At 72.5% G+C, this 15,317-nt stretch carries 15 protein-coding genes and 2 pseudogenes; 11 read left to right on the plus strand and 6 right to left on the minus strand.

Annotation, left to right across the window (positions count from 1 at the left end; translation table 11 throughout):
* Nucleotides 1-78: 78 nt before the first annotated feature.
* The 7 genes and pseudogenes from VLJ82_RS17130 to VLJ82_RS17160 form a co-directional block, all read left to right on the plus strand.
* Nucleotides 79-1,416 (plus strand): annotated as a pseudogene (locus VLJ82_RS17130) (class II 3-deoxy-7-phosphoheptulonate synthase); the annotation flags it as partial.
* A gap of 65 nt (nt 1,417-1,481) precedes the next feature.
* Complete coding sequence (locus VLJ82_RS17135) at nt 1,482-2,501, plus strand: threonine aldolase family protein (RefSeq protein WP_408664576.1); 1,020 nt, start codon at nt 1,482-1,484, stop codon at nt 2,499-2,501.
* 100 nt (nt 2,502-2,601) lie between these two features.
* A complete protein-coding gene (locus VLJ82_RS17140) occupies nt 2,602-3,390 on the plus strand; it encodes an SDR family NAD(P)-dependent oxidoreductase (RefSeq protein ID WP_408664577.1) in 789 nt (262 codons plus the stop codon).
* 29 nt (nt 3,391-3,419) lie between these two features.
* Nucleotides 3,420-3,839 (plus strand): glyoxalase superfamily protein, encoded by a 420-nt coding sequence (locus VLJ82_RS17145; protein ID WP_408664578.1) that lies wholly within the window; start codon nt 3,420-3,422, stop codon nt 3,837-3,839.
* Nucleotides 3,836-4,822 carry an RNA polymerase subunit sigma-70 gene (locus VLJ82_RS17150; protein ID WP_408664579.1) on the plus strand — a complete coding sequence of 329 codons (987 nt, stop codon included), beginning with the start codon at nt 3,836-3,838 and terminating at the stop codon, nt 4,820-4,822. The genes VLJ82_RS17145 and VLJ82_RS17150 overlap by 4 nt, the downstream gene beginning before the upstream one ends.
* A gap of 158 nt (nt 4,823-4,980) precedes the next feature.
* A complete protein-coding gene (locus tag VLJ82_RS17155; protein ID WP_408664580.1) occupies nt 4,981-6,015 on the plus strand; it encodes a hypothetical protein in 1,035 nt (344 codons plus the stop codon).
* 96 nt (nt 6,016-6,111) lie between these two features.
* Nucleotides 6,112-7,011 carry a sterol desaturase family protein gene (locus VLJ82_RS17160; protein ID WP_408664593.1) on the plus strand — a complete coding sequence of 300 codons (900 nt, stop codon included), beginning with the start codon at nt 6,112-6,114 and terminating at the stop codon, nt 7,009-7,011.
* An 18-nt stretch (nt 7,012-7,029) separates the two neighbouring features.
* Here VLJ82_RS17160 and VLJ82_RS17165 read toward each other — a convergent pair whose 3' ends face one another.
* From VLJ82_RS17165 to pknB, 5 genes are all read right to left on the minus strand, one after another.
* The gene (locus VLJ82_RS17165) at nt 7,030-8,082 is read right to left on the minus strand and encodes an NAD(P)-dependent alcohol dehydrogenase (protein ID WP_408664581.1); all 1,053 of its coding nucleotides are present in this window, start codon (nt 8,080-8,082) and stop codon (nt 7,030-7,032) included.
* 55 nt (nt 8,083-8,137) lie between these two features.
* Nucleotides 8,138-8,533, minus strand: a complete 396-nt coding sequence (locus VLJ82_RS17170; RefSeq protein ID WP_408664582.1) for a (R)-mandelonitrile lyase — start codon at nt 8,531-8,533, stop codon at nt 8,138-8,140.
* 298 nt (nt 8,534-8,831) lie between these two features.
* Complete coding sequence (locus tag VLJ82_RS17175; protein WP_408664583.1) at nt 8,832-9,050, minus strand: hypothetical protein; 219 nt, start codon at nt 9,048-9,050, stop codon at nt 8,832-8,834.
* 71 nt (nt 9,051-9,121) lie between these two features.
* Entirely contained in the window at nt 9,122-10,153 is a 1,032-nt protein-coding gene (aroF, locus tag VLJ82_RS17180; RefSeq protein WP_408664584.1) for a 3-deoxy-7-phosphoheptulonate synthase, read from the minus strand.
* 66 nt (nt 10,154-10,219) lie between these two features.
* Entirely contained in the window at nt 10,220-12,235 is a 2,016-nt protein-coding gene (gene pknB / locus VLJ82_RS17185) for a Stk1 family PASTA domain-containing Ser/Thr kinase (protein ID WP_408664585.1), read from the minus strand.
* An 83-nt stretch (nt 12,236-12,318) separates the two neighbouring features.
* Here pknB and VLJ82_RS17190 point away from each other — a divergent pair, with 83 nt between their 5' ends.
* The 4 genes from VLJ82_RS17190 (at nt 12,319) to VLJ82_RS17205 (ending at nt 14,443) form a co-directional block, all read left to right on the plus strand.
* Nucleotides 12,319-13,146: a spermidine synthase gene (locus VLJ82_RS17190; RefSeq protein WP_408664586.1), complete on the plus strand. Its 828-nt coding sequence runs from the start codon at nt 12,319-12,321 to the stop codon at nt 13,144-13,146.
* A 23-nt stretch (nt 13,147-13,169) separates the two neighbouring features.
* Entirely contained in the window at nt 13,170-13,562 is a 393-nt protein-coding gene (locus VLJ82_RS17195) for an Rv2175c family DNA-binding protein (protein WP_408664587.1), read from the plus strand.
* Nucleotides 13,563-13,631: 69 nt separating this feature from the next.
* Nucleotides 13,632-14,030 carry a lycopene cyclase domain-containing protein gene (locus VLJ82_RS17200; protein ID WP_408664588.1) on the plus strand — a complete coding sequence of 133 codons (399 nt, stop codon included), beginning with the start codon at nt 13,632-13,634 and terminating at the stop codon, nt 14,028-14,030.
* The gene (locus VLJ82_RS17205) at nt 14,027-14,443 is read left to right on the plus strand and encodes a lycopene cyclase domain-containing protein (protein ID WP_408664589.1); all 417 of its coding nucleotides are present in this window, start codon (nt 14,027-14,029) and stop codon (nt 14,441-14,443) included. Before VLJ82_RS17200 ends, VLJ82_RS17205 begins: the two co-directional genes overlap by 4 nt.
* On the opposite strand, the pseudogene mptB reads toward VLJ82_RS17205, so the two are convergent.
* Nucleotides 14,418-15,296: pseudogene (mptB, locus tag VLJ82_RS17210) on the minus strand (polyprenol phosphomannose-dependent alpha 1,6 mannosyltransferase MptB); the annotation flags it as partial. The gene VLJ82_RS17205 and the pseudogene mptB sit on opposite strands and share 26 nt — an antisense overlap.
* Between the last annotated feature and the right edge of the window lie 21 nt (nt 15,297-15,317).

Genomic DNA, 15,317 nt, shown 5'->3' on the forward strand with positions numbered 1-15,317 from the left:
GGCGCTTCCCACGCGCCGGCACCTGCGGACCGGTTGCGGGCGTTCGGCGGCCGGCCCGCACTGGGTAGTCTTGGCCGTGTGACATCGCTCGACCATCCGTCCACCGCCGCGGAGGAGCTGAAGCTGGACGCCTGGCGCGGCCTGCCGGCCGCCCAGCAGCCGAGCTGGCCCGACCAGGCAGAGCTTCGCGCGGTGGCCGGCACCCTCGCGCAGCTGCCGCCGCTGGTGGTGGCCGACGAGGTGAACGCGCTCACCGCCCGGCTGGCGCAGGTGGCCCGCGGCGAGGCGTTCCTGCTGCAGGGCGGCGACTGCGCCGAGACCTTCGCGACCTCGTCGCAGGCCGACATCGCCGGCAAGGTCCGGGTGCTGCTGCAGATGGCCGTGGTGCTCACCTACGGCGCCTCGGTGCCGGTGGTGAAGGTGGGCCGGATGGCCGGCCAGTACGCCAAGCCGCGCTCCACCGAGCTGGACGCGCTGGGCCTGCCCTCCTACCGCGGGGACATGGTCAACGACCTGAGCCGGGATCCGGCGGCGCGCACCCCGGACCCCAAGCGCATCCTGCGGGCCTACTCGACGGCGGCCTCCACGCTGAACCTGCTGCGCGCCTACGCCGGCGGCGGGCTGGCGTCGCTGGAGAAGGTGCACGCCTGGAACACCGCCTTCGCCCGCGAGACCGAGACCGGCAGCCGGTACGAGCAGCTGGCCGCCGAGATCGACCGGGCGGTGCGGTTCATGCGGGCCTGCGGGGTGCACGACGCGGCGCTGGAGACCGTCGAGCTGTACTCCAGCCACGAGGCGCTGATCCTGGAGTACGAGCGGGCGCTGACCCGGGTCGAGGACGGGCGGGCCTACGACCTGTCCGGCCACTTCCTGTGGGTCGGCGAGCGCACCCGGCAGATGGACGGCGCGCACCTGGACTTCGTCTCCCGGATCGCCAACCCGATCGGGGTGAAGCTCGGGCCCAGCACCACGCCGGAGATCGCCGCCGAGCTGGTCGAGCGGCTGGACCCGGACGGCGTGCCGGGCCGGCTGACCCTGATCAGCCGGATGAGCAACCACCTGGTGCGCGACCTGCTGCCGCCGATCATCGAGAAGGTCCGCTCCACCGGCCACCTGGTGGTCTGGCAGTGCGACCCGATGCACGGCAACACCGAGGAGACCGCCACCGGGGTCAAGACCCGGCACCTGGACCGGATCATCGACGAGGTGGACGGCTTCTTCGACGTGCACGCCCAGCTCGGCACCCACCCGGGCGGGCTGCACGTCGAGCTGACCGGCGACCACGTCACCGAGTGCATCGGCGGCACGGCCGACCTCACCGCCGCCGACCTCAGCCGGCGCTACGAGACGGCCTGCGATCCCCGGCTCAACATCGAACAGTCGCTGGAGCTCGCCTTCCGGGTCGCCGAGCGGCTGGTCGCCGACTGGCGCACCCGCAAGCAGGGCGTCCAGCCCCGACCGCAGGTACGAGCGAGGACGGTATGAGCACTCCCTACCCGGTGGTGGACCTGCGCAGCGACACGATCACCCGGCCGTCCGCGGCGATGCGGCAGGCGATGGCCGATGCCGAGGTGGGCGACGACGTCTACGCCGACGACCCGACGGTGAACGCGTTCGAGGCCGAGGTCGCCGAGCTGCTGGGCCACGAGGCGGGGCTGTTCACCCCGACCGGGACGATGGCCAACCAGATCGCGCTGCGGCTGCTGGTCAAGCCCGGCGAGGAGCTGGCCTGCGACCGGATCGCGCACGTGGTGCGGTCGGAGTCGGGTGCCGCAGCGGTCTTCTCCGGCATCACCACCCGCACCTGGGAGTCGGTGGCCGGCCGGCTGGACCCGGCCGTGGTGGCCGAGCTGGTGACCCCGAACGCCGGGCCGCACCACGTCTCGACCGCCGCCATCGCGGTGGAGAACACCCACAACTTCGGCGGCGGCACCGTGCAGCCGCCGCAGGCGGTCCGGGCGGTGCAGCAGCTGGCCCGCGACACCGGCATGGGGCTGCACCTGGACGGCGCCCGGCTGTGGAACGCCTCGGTCGCCTCCGGCACCGGCATGGCCGACCTTGCGGCCGGCTTCGACACCGTCTCGGTGTGCTTCTCCAAGGGGCTGGGCGCCCCGATCGGTTCGATGCTGGTCTCCACGGCGGACCGGATCGCCGCGGCCCGGGTCTGGCGCAAGCGCTACGGCGGCGGCATGCGGCAGGTCGGCGTGCTGGCGGCGGCCGCCCGGTACGCGGTGCGGCACAACGTCGAACGGCTGGCCGAAGACCACGAGCGGGCCGCCCGGCTGGCCGCCGCGCTCGGTCAGAAGCCGGAGCTGGTGGAGACCAACATCGTGGTGCTGCCGGTGCCCGACGCCCCGGCGGTGGGGCTGGCCGCCCGCGAGCAGGGCGTCATCGTCTCGGTGCTCGGCCCGAAGGTGATCCGGCTGGTCACCCACCTCGACATCGACGACGACGGCCTGGACCGCGCCATCGAGGTGCTGACCCCGCTGCTGGCCGGCTGACCTTCTGAAAGAAACTCATCGCCGCACCGATGAGTTTTGCCGGCCGCCGTCGTTTCACCCTGCGCCAGGACATTCGGACACAGGGAGAACGGAGACGGACATGAGCAGGCTGCTCGACGGCAAGAACGCGATCCTCTACGGCGGCGGCGGAGGGATCGGCGGCGGGGTGGCCCGGGCGTTCGCCCGCGAGGGCGCCCGGGTGTTCCTGGCCGGCCGGACTGCCGGTCCGCTGGAGGCGGTGGCGGCCGAGATCACCGGTCAGGGCGGCGCGGCCGAGGTCGCCGTGCTGGACGCCCTGGACGAGCGGGCGGTCGACGAGCACGCCGCGGCGGTGGTAGCCAGCGCCGGCAGCATCGACGTGTCGTTCAACCTGATCAGCCGGGGTGACGTGCAGGGCCGCCCGCTGGTGGAGCTGGCGCCGGACGAGCTGCTGCGGGCGGTGACCAACGGCCTGCGCAGCAGCTTCCTCACCGCCCGGGCAGCCGGTCGGCAGATGATGCGCCAGCGGTCCGGCGTCGTCCTGCACCTCAACAGCGGTTCGGCGGCCGGCGCGATGCCGGGCATGGGCAGCACCGGGCCCGCCGACGCTGCCACCGAGGCGTTCATGCGTTACCTCGCGGCCGAGCTCGGCCCGCACGGCGTGCGGGTCTGCGGCATCTGGACCGCCTGGGTGGCCGAGACGCTGACCGTCGAGAAGCTGGTCGCGGTGGGCGGGCCGGACGTCCCGGCCCCGGAGGCGGTGCGGCAGGCGATCGCGGGCATGTCGGTGCTGGGCCGCACGCCCGGCCTTGCCGACGTGGCCGAGGCGGCCGCCTTCCTGGCCAGCGACCGGGCCGCCGGCATCACCGGCACCATGACGAACGTCTCGGCCGGCCTGATGCTTCGATGAGCACGGACCTAGCGAAGGGAACTGACAGGATGGACTGGAAGCTCGAAGTGGTGGTGGTGCCGGTCTCCGACGTGGACCGCGCCAAGGAGTTCTATGCCGACAAGGTCGGCTTCACCCTCGATGTGGACCACCGGGCCGGTGAGAACTTCCGGGTGGTCCAGCTGACCCCGCCCGGCTCGGCCTGCTCGATCGTCATCGGCACCGGGGTGGGCGACGGCGTCCCAGGCTCGGTGCGGGGCCTGCAGCTGGTGGTCTCCGACATCTCCGCCGCGCACGCCGAGCTGGTGTCGCGGGGTGTGGAGTGCAGCGAGATCTCGCATTTCGTGGAGGGCCGCATGCAGCCGGGCCTGGACCCCGACGGCCGCGAGTTCGGCTCGTTCGTGTTCTTCGCCGACCCGGACGGCAACAGCTGGGCGGTGCAGCAGGGCCGGTCCGAACAGCCGGCATGACCGCCTCGCCGCCGGCCGCGGTGGCGGACTGGGTGGCCGACAGAGCCGGGTTCGCCACGCTCGCCGAGCGGCACCGCCGCGAGCTGCACGTGCACTGCTACCGGCTGCTGGCCTCCTTCGACGAGGCCGAGGACGCCGTGCAGGAGACCTACCTGCGGGCCTGGCGGGGCCGGGACGGCTTCGACGGCTCGGAGGAGAAGGCGCTGGCGCGGGCCTGGCTGTACCGGATCGCCACCAACGTCTGCCTGGACCTGATCCGGGCCAGGGGCCGGCAGGTGCCGCGGCTGGGATCGCTGGCCGAGGTCGGCTGGCTGCAGCCCTATCCGGACCGGCTGCTGGACGAGCTGGCCGCCGAGCAGCCGGACGCGGTGGCGGTGAACCGGGAGACCGTCGAGCTGGTGTTCCTGGCGGCGCTGCAGGTGCTGCCGGCCCGGCAGCGTGCCGCCCTGGTGCTGCGCGACGTGCTGGGGCTGCCGGCCGCCGAGCTCGCCGAGCTGCTCGGCACCAGCGTCGCGGCGGCCAACAGCGCGCTGCAGCGGGCCCGGACGACCATGGCCCGGCACCTGCCCTCGCACCGGTCGGACTGGGCAGCGCGGCGTCCCAGCGCCGCAGAGCGGGAGCTGCTGGACCGGTTCATCGACGCCCACGAACGCTGTGACGCCGCGGCTGCCGCCGCGATCGCAGCCGAGGACATCCGGGTCACCATGCCGCCGTATCCGATGGTCTTCGACGGTCTCGACATGCTGGCCGGGCTGCTGGAGCGCGCGTTCGGCCCGGACCGGGAGGGCGACTGGCGGCTGCTGCCGACCCGGGCGAACCGGATGCCGGCGGCGGCCAGCTACCTCAGGCGACCGGGCGACAGCGAGTACCGGGCCTTCAAGCTGGACGTGCTGCGGGTCGAGGGGCCGGCGGTCGCCGAGATCACCACGTTCGGGTATGCGCTGTTCCCCGCGTTCGGCCTGCCGGACACGCTGCCCGGCTGAGCCCGCCGCGGCCGGTTCGCGGTGCTCGAGGTGGCGGCCGGCGCCATGTATGCCGACGGCTACGCCTTTCCGGGTGTCCGGCAACGGCGTCTGGCTGACCAGACAGGTGCCGGCGCGGTTCGTGTCCCGGCTGGCGGCCAACGGTTAGGGTTCGGCCCATGACGCCGGGGGAGATCTCGTGGGTGGGGCTGCTGACGTTGATGGTTGACGGGCCGGACCTGCCGGTGCGCGGGGTGATCAGCAGCCGTGATGGTGACGATACGTCCCGGCAGTACTTCGGTTGGGCCGTCATCGGTGGCCAGCCAATGCCGGTGTTCGCCGGCTTCGCCTCCGCGGTGGACGCCGAGCCCGGCGCGATGCCGCCCGACGAGCCCGACCCGGCCGAGCAGGAGCCGGTACTGATCCGGGTCTGGCGGGCCGGGCGACGGGTGCGTCTGGAGCGGCCGGACGGCCGGCCGTCGCTGATCGTCGGCGACAGCGAGTGCTGGCGGTTCCGCGGCGACGACCCGGTGCCGGTGGTCGCACCCAGCAGCGCGGTGGTCTACCAGGGCAACGGCACCGACCTGCTGGACCGGCGCGAGGCGAACAGCTTCGTGGGCAACGACTTCACCCGGCCGACCGGGCCGGTGGGCAGCACCACCTTCCTGGGCCGGCCGGCCTACACCGTCGAGCTGGCGCCCCCGTCGCACAAGCCGTACCCGCTCCAGCTGGTGGTCGATGCCGAGACCGGACTGGTACTGCAGCAGCGCAACGACGGATTCGGCTCGGTCGACGAGTGGGTCGAGATCGCGGTGGGGGAGCCGCTGGACGACGAGTTGTTCCGCTGGCAGGGGCCGTCGGTCCCGGAGGCGCACGACTGGCCCGACCCGGAGCGGGAATGGCATGCCGATCAAGCCCGGCGGTTGGAGTGGTTCCGGGCCAACGTCGCGCCGTTGCCGCTGCGGCTGGAACTCGATCTCGGGGTGTTCGTGCACGAGCACGATCCGGACGGCTCGTTCCAGGCCAGCATCGGCGAGGACCACCTCGGCATGCTGGCCCGCCGGCCCAGTTCGGATGCCGAGTGGGAGCTGCGCTGGGACGAGGTGCAGCACCGTTGGTCGGCCGGCGGCTGGGACTGGGCACTCACCTGGCGCGAGGGCCAGCTCACCGAGGCGGGGCTGGCGTCCCTCAAGCAGGCGCTGGGCAGGACATAAGCCGCCGTCCTGCGTTATTTTCAAGTGTTGCCAGCAGCCGCCGGCAGCCAGGAGGGGAGTGGCGCGGTGTCGTTGACCGAGATCCATGACCCGGTGATGTTCGCCATCCCGGTGTTCGTGGTGTTCCTGGTCCTGGAGATCGTGGCCATCCACGTGCTGCACCACGACCAGTTCGCAGTCGGCGCCGGCCCCGTCGAGCCGGTGCGCGGCTACGAGCCCGCCGACACCCGGACCAGCCTGACGATGGGCATCGGCTACTCGGTGGTCAACCTGTTCTGGCGGCTGGTGGTGCTGGTGGTCTACTCCGCCCTCTACGAGCTGACCCCGCTGCGGCTCGATCCGCGGGACTGGTGGACCTGGGTGCTGGTGTTCTTCGCCGACGACCTGGCCTACTACGGCTTCCACCGCGCCTCGCACCGGATCCGGTTCTTCTGGGCGGGCCACATCGTGCACCACTCCTCGACGCACTACAACTTCTCCACCGCGCTCCGGCAGAAGTGGACGCCGATGCTCACCCTGCCGTTCTGGATGCCGCTGGCGCTGATCGGCATCCCGCCGTGGGTGATCTTCACCGCGATGGCCTGGAGCCTGTTCTACCAGTTTTTCCTGCACACCGAGAAGATCGGGCGGATGCCGGCCTGGTTCGAGGCGGTGTTCAACACCCCGTCCCACCACCGGGTGCACCACGGCAGCGACGCCGACTACCTCGACGTCAACTACGCCGGCATCCTGATCATCTGGGACCGGATGTTCGGCTCGTTCGTCCCCGAGACGCACCGCCCGAACTACGGGCTGACCAAGAACATCGACACCTACAACCCGTTCAAGGTGGCGTTCGGGGAGTTCGCCAACATCGCCTCCGACGTCCGCCGCTCGCACGGCCTGCGCGCCAAGCTCGGCCACGTCTTCGGCCCGCCCGGCTGGCAACCAGCCGGCGCCCGGCTGGATCCGGCGCAGCCGAACCCCGAGCAGCTCAGCCCGGTCCGGCGCGCCTGACCAGCCAGCCGGCGGAGCTCACAGCGTTGCGGTGTCGATGACGAAGCGGTACCGCACGTCGGAGGCCAGCACCCGCTCGTAGGCCTCGTTGATCTGGTCGGCGGAGATCACCTCGATGTCCGCGCCGAGGTTGTGCTGCCCGCAGAAGTCGAGCATCTCCTGGGTCTGGGCGATCCCGCCGATCATGGAGCCCGCGAACGAGCGGCGGCCGGCGCTGAGCAGCGACCCGTCGACCGGGGAGGGATCGGGCGCGGCACCCACGCTGACCAGGGTGCCGTTGACGGCCAGCGTGCCGAACAGGGCGTTGAGGTCGATGTTGGCGCTCACCGTGTTGATGATCAGGTCGAACTCGCCGGCCAGTTGCTCGAAGGTTCCGGGGTCGCTGGTGGCGTAGTAGTGGGCGGCGCCGAGGCGCTTGCCGTCCTCCTGCTTCTTCAGCGACTGCGACAGCACGGTGACCTCGGCGCCCAGGGCGGCGGCGATCTTGACGGCCATGTGGCCGAGCCCGCCGAGGCCGACCACGGCGACCTTCTTGCCGGGGCCGGCGTTCCAGTGGGCGAGCGGGGAGTAGGTGGTGATGCCGGCGCACAGCAGCGGCGCGGCTTCGGCCAGGCCGATGCCGTCCGGGATGGCGAGCACGAAGCCGGCGTCGACCACGATGGAGGTGGAGTAGCCGCCCTGGGTGGTGGTGCCGTCCCGGTCGGTGCTTCCGTAGGTGAACACGGTGCCGTTCAGGCAGTACTGCTGGTCGCCGTTGCGGCAGTTCTTGCAGTGGCCGCAGGAGTTCACCATGCAGCCGACGCCGACCCGGTCGCCGGGTTTGAACGTCGTGACGTCGGCCCCCACCTCGGCGACGATGCCGGCGATCTCGTGACCGGGTGCCAGCGGGTAGTCCTGCGGGCCCCACTCACCGCGGACGGTGTGGATGTCGGAGTGGCAGATGCCGGCGTAGGAGATCTCGATGAGGACGTCATTGGCGCCGACCGCGCGGCGTTCGATGGTGGTCGGAACCAGCGGCCGGCCCTCGGCCGGTGCGGCGTAGGCCTTGACGGAGGAAAGTGGGGTGGTCATCGATTGCCTTTCTGCGGAATGGAAAATCGGGGTGCGGGGGCCGGCCGGTCCGGCACTACCGGGCGTGGTACTCCTCGTCGGTGACGTGGTCGAGCCAGGTCACTACCTGTCCGTTCCCGTCGGCCTCCTGGATGGCGACGTGCGCCATGAACCGGTCCGGCGTGGCGCCGTGCCAGTGCTCTTCGCCCGGCTCGATGTAGACCACGTCGCCGGGACGAATCTCGGAGACCCGGTCGCGGGTGGCGACCAGCCCGATGCCGTCGGTGACGTAGAGCGTCTGGCCCTTGGGATGGTGGTGCCAGGCGGTCCGGGCGCCGGGGGAGAACCGGACGTGCGCGCAGCCGACGGCCGACTGCTGGTCGGGGTTGCGGATGCCGTCGATGGCGACGGTGCCGGTGAACCATTCCGCCGGGCCGGCGCCGGTCTGCCCGCCACTCGTCGTGTGTCTCATGGTGATCCTCGTGTCGTTCGGCTGCGGTCCTGAGGGTGTTCGGGATGGCTGCCATCCGCCTGTCACCACTCTACCACCTAAGCGGATATAGTTCATCCGCTTCGGCGGCGGGCCCTCATCGCCCCACCGGTTGGGTGGTCCGCTCCGGAACAGCGAACAGGCCCGGCGCGCGGAGCGCCGAGCCTGTTCCGAGCCCTGCGGGTCAGCTCAGGGTGCGGGTGGTGCCAGCTAACCCGCTTCTACCGATCGGGCAAGGGGGTGCGGTCCACTGCCGCGGTCCGCGGCTGCGGAGCAGGCGTCAGCTGGGTTCGCTCTCGGGGTCGGCCGGCCGGACGGTGCCGGGGACGACCGTCCCGGCGGAGTCGCTGCCCTCGAAGTCGCTCGGGTCGATCGGCGGCTGGGCGTCGTCGTACTGCTGGTAGTCGGACTGGGGCTTGCCGGGATTGCCGTTCAGGGTGGCGTTCTCATCCTCGACCCGCTTGTCGCCGTAGACCTCGTCGTCGAGCGGATTGGTCATCTGCGCCTCCTCTGCCGGTCCGGGGCCGGAGGATCCGGCCCGAACCCGACTCTAGCGCCGGGACCGGCGGGCTAGCCGGCCCGGTAGGCGGCCGACGTCCGGCCGAGCAGGGCGGGCAGCGTCATCACGACCTCGGCCAGCTCGTCCAGCGCGCTGCCGTGCAACGCCTGCGCGCCGTCCACCAGCGCCTGCTCCGGATGCGGGTGCACGTCGACCATCACGCCGTCGGCGCCGGCCGCGATGCCGGCCCGGGCCAGCGGCACCACCAGGTCACGCCGGCCGGCCGAGTGCGACGGGTCGACGATGATCGGCAGGTGGGACAGCTGCTGCATCATCGGCACCGCCGAGACGTCGAACATGTTGCGGATGCTGGGCTCGAACGAGCGGACACCCCGCTCGCACAGCACGATGTCGAGGTTTCCGCGCTGGGCGACGTACTCGGCGGCCATCAGCCACTCCTCGTAGGTGGCCGACAGCCCGCGCTTGATCATGATCGGCTTGCCCACGCTGCCCACCGCCTGCAGCAGCCCGAAGTTCTGCATGTTGCGGGTGCCGATCTGCAGCATGTCGGCGTGCTCGGCCACCAGGTCCACGTCGTGGACGTCCAGCACCTCGGTGACGATCGGCAGGCCGGTCTCCTGGCGCACCTCGGAGAGGATCTTCAGCCCGACGCCGGCCAGTCCCTGGAAGGCGTAGGGCGAGCTGCGCGGCTTGTACGCACCGCCGCGCAGCAGGCTGGCACCGGCGCGCTTGGCCAGCAGCGCGGAGGCCATCGCCTGCTCGGCCGTCTCGACCGCGCAGGGCCCGGCGATCAGGGTGAAGGTGTCCGGCCCGATCGGCACTCCGCCGACCCGGATGGTGCTGCGGTTGGTGTGGTTCTCGGCCGCCACCAGCTTGTACGCCGCGGTGATCCGCTTGGTGTCGGCGACCCCGGACAGGCCCGCCGCGTCGATGGTCTCCAGCACCGCCTCGGTGCCGATCACCCCGATGATGGTGCGGGTGACGCCGCGGCTGACGAAAGCCTGGCCGCCCTGCACCTCGATGTGGCTTACCACGGCGGCGATGTCGGCCGTGGTCGCGGCCGGAGCCATCACAATCACCATGCGACCAGCCTAACTCCGCGCCTGCCGCCGGCTCTCCTCGTCCGTGCACGGCAGCGGAGCCGAGGGTCACACCACGGTCAGGACCACCTCGGTGCCCTCCCGCACCTGGGTGCCGGCCGCCGGGTCCATGCCCACCACCGTGCCGAGGAAGCCGCCGAAGGCGCGCTTGATCTTGACCTTGAGGTGCAGCCGCTCCAACCGGTCCTTGGCGAGGGCGACCGGGGTGCCGTTGCGGATCTGGGGGAGGGTGACCAGCTTGGGACCCTGCGAGACGACCAGCTTGACCGTGCTGAACTTGGCGACCGACGTCCGGGCCTGCGGGTCCTGGCTGATCACCGACCCGGCTGGCACCGTGTCGGAGTAGTCCTGCCCGGCATCGACCTTGAAGCCGGCCTCGGTCAGGGCCGCGCCGGCCTCGTCCTGGGTCTTGCCGACCACGTCGGGCACCGCCACGATCGGCGGGCCGGTCGAGACGTAGACGGTCACCGCCGAGTTGCGCTTGACCTTGGTGGTCGGCCCGGGGTCGGTACGGATCACCTGGCCGGGGGCGATCTTGCCGGTGTCGTCGGAGGTGTTGCGGCGGACCAGCCGGACCGGCATGCCGGCGAAGGCCTGCTGCGCTGCGGCATAGTCACGGCCCGCGACCTGCGGAATGACGTAGCGCTCGGGGCCGCGCGAGATCACCAGCCGGATGCTGTGGCCGCTGATCAGGTGGCTGCCGGCGTCCGGGCGGCTGGCCAGCACCAGGCCGGCGGCGGTGGTCTCGGAGTAGGCCTGCTCCACCGTCGGGTCGACGGAGAAGCCGGCGTCGCGCAGCAGGTTCACCGCGGTCGCCCGGCTGCTGCCGGCCACCTCCGGCACCCGGGAGTACCGGCCGACCGCCAGGTACCAGGCCGCGTACCCGGTCAGCAGGCCCAGCAGCAGGACCAGCACGACCACCAGCAGGGTGCGCCGCCGGGACCGGCGCCGCCGGGACCGGCGCCGCCGGCTGGCCGCGGGACTCGGCTCGGCCCGCCGGCCGGCTGGGGAGAGGTCGCCGGCAAGGTTGCCTTCAGAGTCGGGACGGCCGCGCTGCTGCACGGTGGTCGGGTGCAGGTCGATGGCCGCCGGCCGGCCGTGCGTGGGCGCGGTGGTGGCGGTGTCGTCAGCGGGCACCCGGGCGATCCGCTGGGTGGCGTCGGTGGCGTTACCGATAGCCGGGGCGTGCCGCCGCGCCGGCACCGCGAGCACCGGCAGGCCCAGGTCGATGCGGGCGTCGTGCAGTTCGGCCAGCATCGCTCCGGCGTCCAGCGGCCGGCCGGCCGGGTCGCGGCAGGTGGCCCGCAGCACCAGATCGTCCAGCTGCGGCGGAATGCCGGGACGGCGGCTGGACGGCGCCGGCACGTCGGAGTGCACGTGCTGGTAGGCCACCGCCATCGCGCTGTCGCCGGCGTAGGGCGGGGTGCCGGTCAGCAGTTCGAACAGCAGCACCCCGGCGGAGTAGACGTCGGAGCGGGCGTCGGCCATGCCGCGCGAGATCTGCTCCGGCGGGCAGTAGGCGACGGTGCCCATCATCAGCCCGGTGCGGGTGCTGCTCTGGTCGCCCTCGACGGCCCGGGCCAGGCCGAAGTCGGCCACCTTCACCGCACCGTCGTCGGAGAGCAGGATGTTCTCGGGCTTGACGTCGCGGTGCACCAGCCCGGCGCGGTGCGCGGCGGCCAGCGCGGCGAGCACCGGTTCCAGGATCGAGACCGCCAGCGCCGGCGACAGCGCGCCGTGCTCGCGCAGCAGGTCGCGCAGGGTGCGGCCCTGCACCAGCTCCATCACCAGGAAGACGTGGCCGGCGTCGGTGCCCTGGTCATAGACCGCCACCGCGTTGAGGTGCGCGAGCCGGGCCGCCACCCGGGCCTCCCGGGTGAACCGGTCGGCGAACGCCGGGTCGGTGGACAGGGCAGCCGACATCACCTTGACCGCGACCGGGCGGTCAAGGCGCTCGTCCAGTGCGCTGTAGACGGTCGACATGCCGCCCCGGGCCAACTGGTGGAGTATCCGGTAGCGGCCTTCCAGCACACGGCCGACGATTCGGTCAGGAGCCGTCTGCACCCGGCAATTCTAGGTCCGAACCGGAAACGGCCGGGCACCGCCGCGCGGCCGGCCCTTCCGGGGTGCCGACGTAGGGTGTCGGCATGCCAGCGCGGGGGAGGCCGGGCAGGCCGCGGATCGAACTGATCGTCGATGAGGAACACCCCGGCGGCACCATGCTGGTGATGGACGACGTCCGGCAGTCCTACGTCGATCTCGACGACCCGACCTACCTCGACTTCGAGTACGTGCAGTACTTCGCCAGCGTGCTGGCCACCCTGCCGCCCGGCCCGCTGGCGGTCACCCACATCGGCGGTGGCGGGCTGACCCTGCCGCGCTACCTGCAGGCCTGCCGGCCGGGCTCGCCGCAGCTGGTGTTCGAGCCGGACGCCGAGCTGACCGAACTGGTCCGCAGCAGGCTGCCGCTGCGGCGCGGGCACCGGATCCGGATCCGGCCGGTGGACGGGCGGGCCGGGGTCGCGGCGCTGGCCGAGGCCGGCGCGGATGTGCTGGTGCTCGACGCCTACGCCGACGGCCGGGTGCCGGCCGGGCTGACCACGCTGGAGTTCTTCACCGACGCCGCGCGGGTGCTCCGACCCGGCGGGCTGCTGCTGGCCAACCTGGTGGACGAGCCGGGCCTGCACTACGTCGGGCGGGTGCTGGCCGGGCTGCGGGCGAGTTTCGCCGAGCTGGCGCTGGTCAGCTCGCAGGACGTCCTGAAGAGCCGCCGGTTCGGCAACGTAGTGCTGGCCGCCTCGTCCGGGCCGCTGGACGTCGCCGAGCTGCGCCGCCAGATCGCCCGGCAGCCGTTCCCGGCCGGGGTGCGGGCCGGCCCGGAACTGGCCGTCCGCTACCGCACCGCCCGGCCGTGGACCGACGCCGACTCCTCGCCGTCGCCGGAACCACGCCGGGAGGGCTGGCGGATCCGGTGAGGCCGCATGGCAGGCTTGTTCGCATGTCAGATCCTGCTCGCACGGCTGATCCGCAGAACCCGGCTGGTCCAGAACGCACGGCTGGTCCGGCCACCCTGATCCCGCTGCCGGAGGTGGCCGAGCTGCTGGCGATCCCGATCACCAAGGTGCACCAGTTGCTGCGGGACGGCCAGCTGGTGGTGACCACCGACGAGGCGGGCCGCCGGGTGCTGCCCCGGGCGTTCGTGGCCGGCGGTGTGGTGCTCAAGGGACTGCCCTCGGTCATCACCCTGCTGCGCGACGGAGGGTACGCCGATGCCGAGATCATCGAGTGGTTGCTCCGGCCCGACGATTCGCTGCCGGGCACCCCGGTGCAGGCGTTGGCCGAGAACCGCGGCACCGAGGTCAAGCGCCGCGCCCAGGCCGCCGCCTTCTGATGCCGGACCGGCTGTGCCCGCCGCCCCGCCGGGCTGCCTGATGCGCCGGCTGACCCGGCGGGCTGCCCGATGCGCCAGCTGACCTACCTGGGGTTGCTGGTGGCGTGCCTGCTCGGCACCCTGCCCCTGGAGCTGCTGCTGGGGGTGCGGGTCTACGCCCGGTGGCGCCGGCTGGCCGCCGCGCTGGTGCCGGGCCTGGTGCTGGGGGTGGCCTGGGACGAGTACGCGGTCCGGCACGGGCACTGGCACTTCGACCACCGGTACCTGGTGGGCCTGGACCTGGCCGGCCTGCCGCTGGAAGAGGTGCTGTTCTTCGTGGTGATCCCGATCTGCGCGGTGCTCACCCTGGAGGCGGTGGCCCGCCGCCGGCCCGGCTGGCTGATCGGGGACGAGCCTCCCGAGGCCGCCGAGCCGGACCAGCCGGACCAGCCAAATCGGCCGGACCGGCCGGACGTGGCGACGCGATGACCTACACCTGGCTGGTGGTCGGCGCGCTGCTCGGGGCGGCGGCCTGCGACCTGGCGCTGCTGCGGACCAGGCTGCTCACCCGCCGGGCGTTCTGGACCAGCTACGCGATCATGTTCGGCTTCCAGCTGCTGGTGAACGGGGTGCTGACCGGCCTGGGGGTGGTCCAGTACGACCCGGACACCATCCTCGGCGTCCGGCTGGCCTACGCCCCGGTGGAGGACCTCGGGTTCGGCTTCGCGCTGATCCTGCTCACCCTGTCGTGCTGGGTGGCGCTGGGCCGGCGGGCAACGGGACTGCCGGTTCGGGGCGGCGCTGCACGACCGGTCCGAGCAGGGCCCGGACGGCCAGCGCCGCCGCCAGCACCGCCGGCACGTAGGCCGCCATCTCCAGGCTCGAGCCCATCGGACGGGTGAGCAGGGTGAGGGCGAGCGAGCCGGTGGCGATCCAGCTCAGCTGCCGGGGCGCCACCACGAACACCGCCGCCAGGGTGAGCGACCAGCTGAAGTACCACGGCTGGACCGCCGGGCCCAGCACCACCACGGTGGCCAGCGCCAGGGTCAGCAGCTGCATCGCCTGACCGCGCACCGCCCGGAACCAGAGCAGCACCAGCAGCAGCCCGCTGACGATCAGCCCGGCGGTGCGGAAGCCGCGCACCGTGGCGTCCACCAGGGTGCCGGCGTGCTCGGCGCCGATCGCGGCCCGGTAGCCGACCGCCAGCATGGTGGGCAGCGACATGAAGTTGATCACCGGCACGCCGGAGCTGACCTGCCGCGCCCAGCCCAGCCCCACGTCGGCCACCAGCGAGACCACCGCGAACACCGGCACCGCGATCACCGCGGCGAGCGCGCAGTGCCGGAGCCAGTCCCGGCCGCGCAGGCCGGCCCGGCCGGCCAGATAGATCGGCACCGCGAACGCCACCGCCACCAGCCCCGGCGACTTCACCGCGGCCGCCAGCGTCATCAGCGCCACCCCGGCGGCCAGCTGGTGCCAGCCGGCCCCCGGCCGCGACACCAGCACCAGCCCGGCTACGATCAGGGCCACCATCACCGCGTCGTTGTGGCCACCGCCGACGGCGTGCACCAGGATCAGCGGATTGCCGATCGCCAGCCACAGCGCCAGGTCCGCGCGCCTGCCGAACCGGGCGGCCAGCACCGGCAGCAGCCGGGCGGTGAGCACGATCGCGGCGAACGGCAGCAGCCGCAGCAGCAGCACGCTGATCAGCGCGTGGTTGCCGGTCAGCGCCGCCACCCACTTGGAGAACGCCACCCACAGCGGCCCGTACGGCGA

The sequence above is a fragment of the Jatrophihabitans sp. genome, from assembly GCF_035474675.1.
In the GTDB taxonomy this organism is placed as follows: Bacteria; Actinomycetota; Actinomycetes; order Mycobacteriales; family Jatrophihabitantaceae; genus Jatrophihabitans_A.

Excerpts from the sequence above, each read along its gene's own strand:
- VLJ82_RS17155 (WP_408664580.1), top strand. The coding sequence starts at position 4,981 with ATGACGCCGGGGGAGATCTCGTGGGTGGGGCTGCTGACGTTGATGGTT.
- VLJ82_RS17195 (WP_408664587.1), top strand. The coding sequence starts at position 13,170 with ATGTCAGATCCTGCTCGCACGGCTGATCCGCAGAACCCGGCTGGTCCA.
- VLJ82_RS17165 (WP_408664581.1), bottom strand. The coding sequence starts at position 8,082 with ATGACCACCCCACTTTCCTCCGTCAAGGCCTACGCCGCACCGGCCGAG.
- VLJ82_RS17160 (WP_408664593.1), top strand. The coding sequence starts at position 6,112 with ATGTTCGCCATCCCGGTGTTCGTGGTGTTCCTGGTCCTGGAGATCGTG.
- VLJ82_RS17145 (WP_408664578.1), top strand. The coding sequence starts at position 3,420 with ATGGACTGGAAGCTCGAAGTGGTGGTGGTGCCGGTCTCCGACGTGGAC.
- VLJ82_RS17205 (WP_408664589.1), top strand. The coding sequence starts at position 14,027 with ATGACCTACACCTGGCTGGTGGTCGGCGCGCTGCTCGGGGCGGCGGCC.
- aroF (WP_408664584.1), bottom strand. The coding sequence starts at position 10,153 with ATGGTGATTGTGATGGCTCCGGCCGCGACCACGGCCGACATCGCCGCC.
- VLJ82_RS17175 (WP_408664583.1), bottom strand. The coding sequence starts at position 9,050 with ATGACCAATCCGCTCGACGACGAGGTCTACGGCGACAAGCGGGTCGAG.
- VLJ82_RS17170 (WP_408664582.1), bottom strand. The coding sequence starts at position 8,533 with ATGAGACACACGACGAGTGGCGGGCAGACCGGCGCCGGCCCGGCGGAA.
- VLJ82_RS17150 (WP_408664579.1), top strand. The coding sequence starts at position 3,836 with ATGACCGCCTCGCCGCCGGCCGCGGTGGCGGACTGGGTGGCCGACAGA.
- VLJ82_RS17200 (WP_408664588.1), top strand. The coding sequence starts at position 13,632 with ATGCGCCAGCTGACCTACCTGGGGTTGCTGGTGGCGTGCCTGCTCGGC.
- VLJ82_RS17140 (WP_408664577.1), top strand. The coding sequence starts at position 2,602 with ATGAGCAGGCTGCTCGACGGCAAGAACGCGATCCTCTACGGCGGCGGC.
- VLJ82_RS17190 (WP_408664586.1), top strand. The coding sequence starts at position 12,319 with ATGCCAGCGCGGGGGAGGCCGGGCAGGCCGCGGATCGAACTGATCGTC.
- VLJ82_RS17135 (WP_408664576.1), top strand. The coding sequence starts at position 1,482 with ATGAGCACTCCCTACCCGGTGGTGGACCTGCGCAGCGACACGATCACC.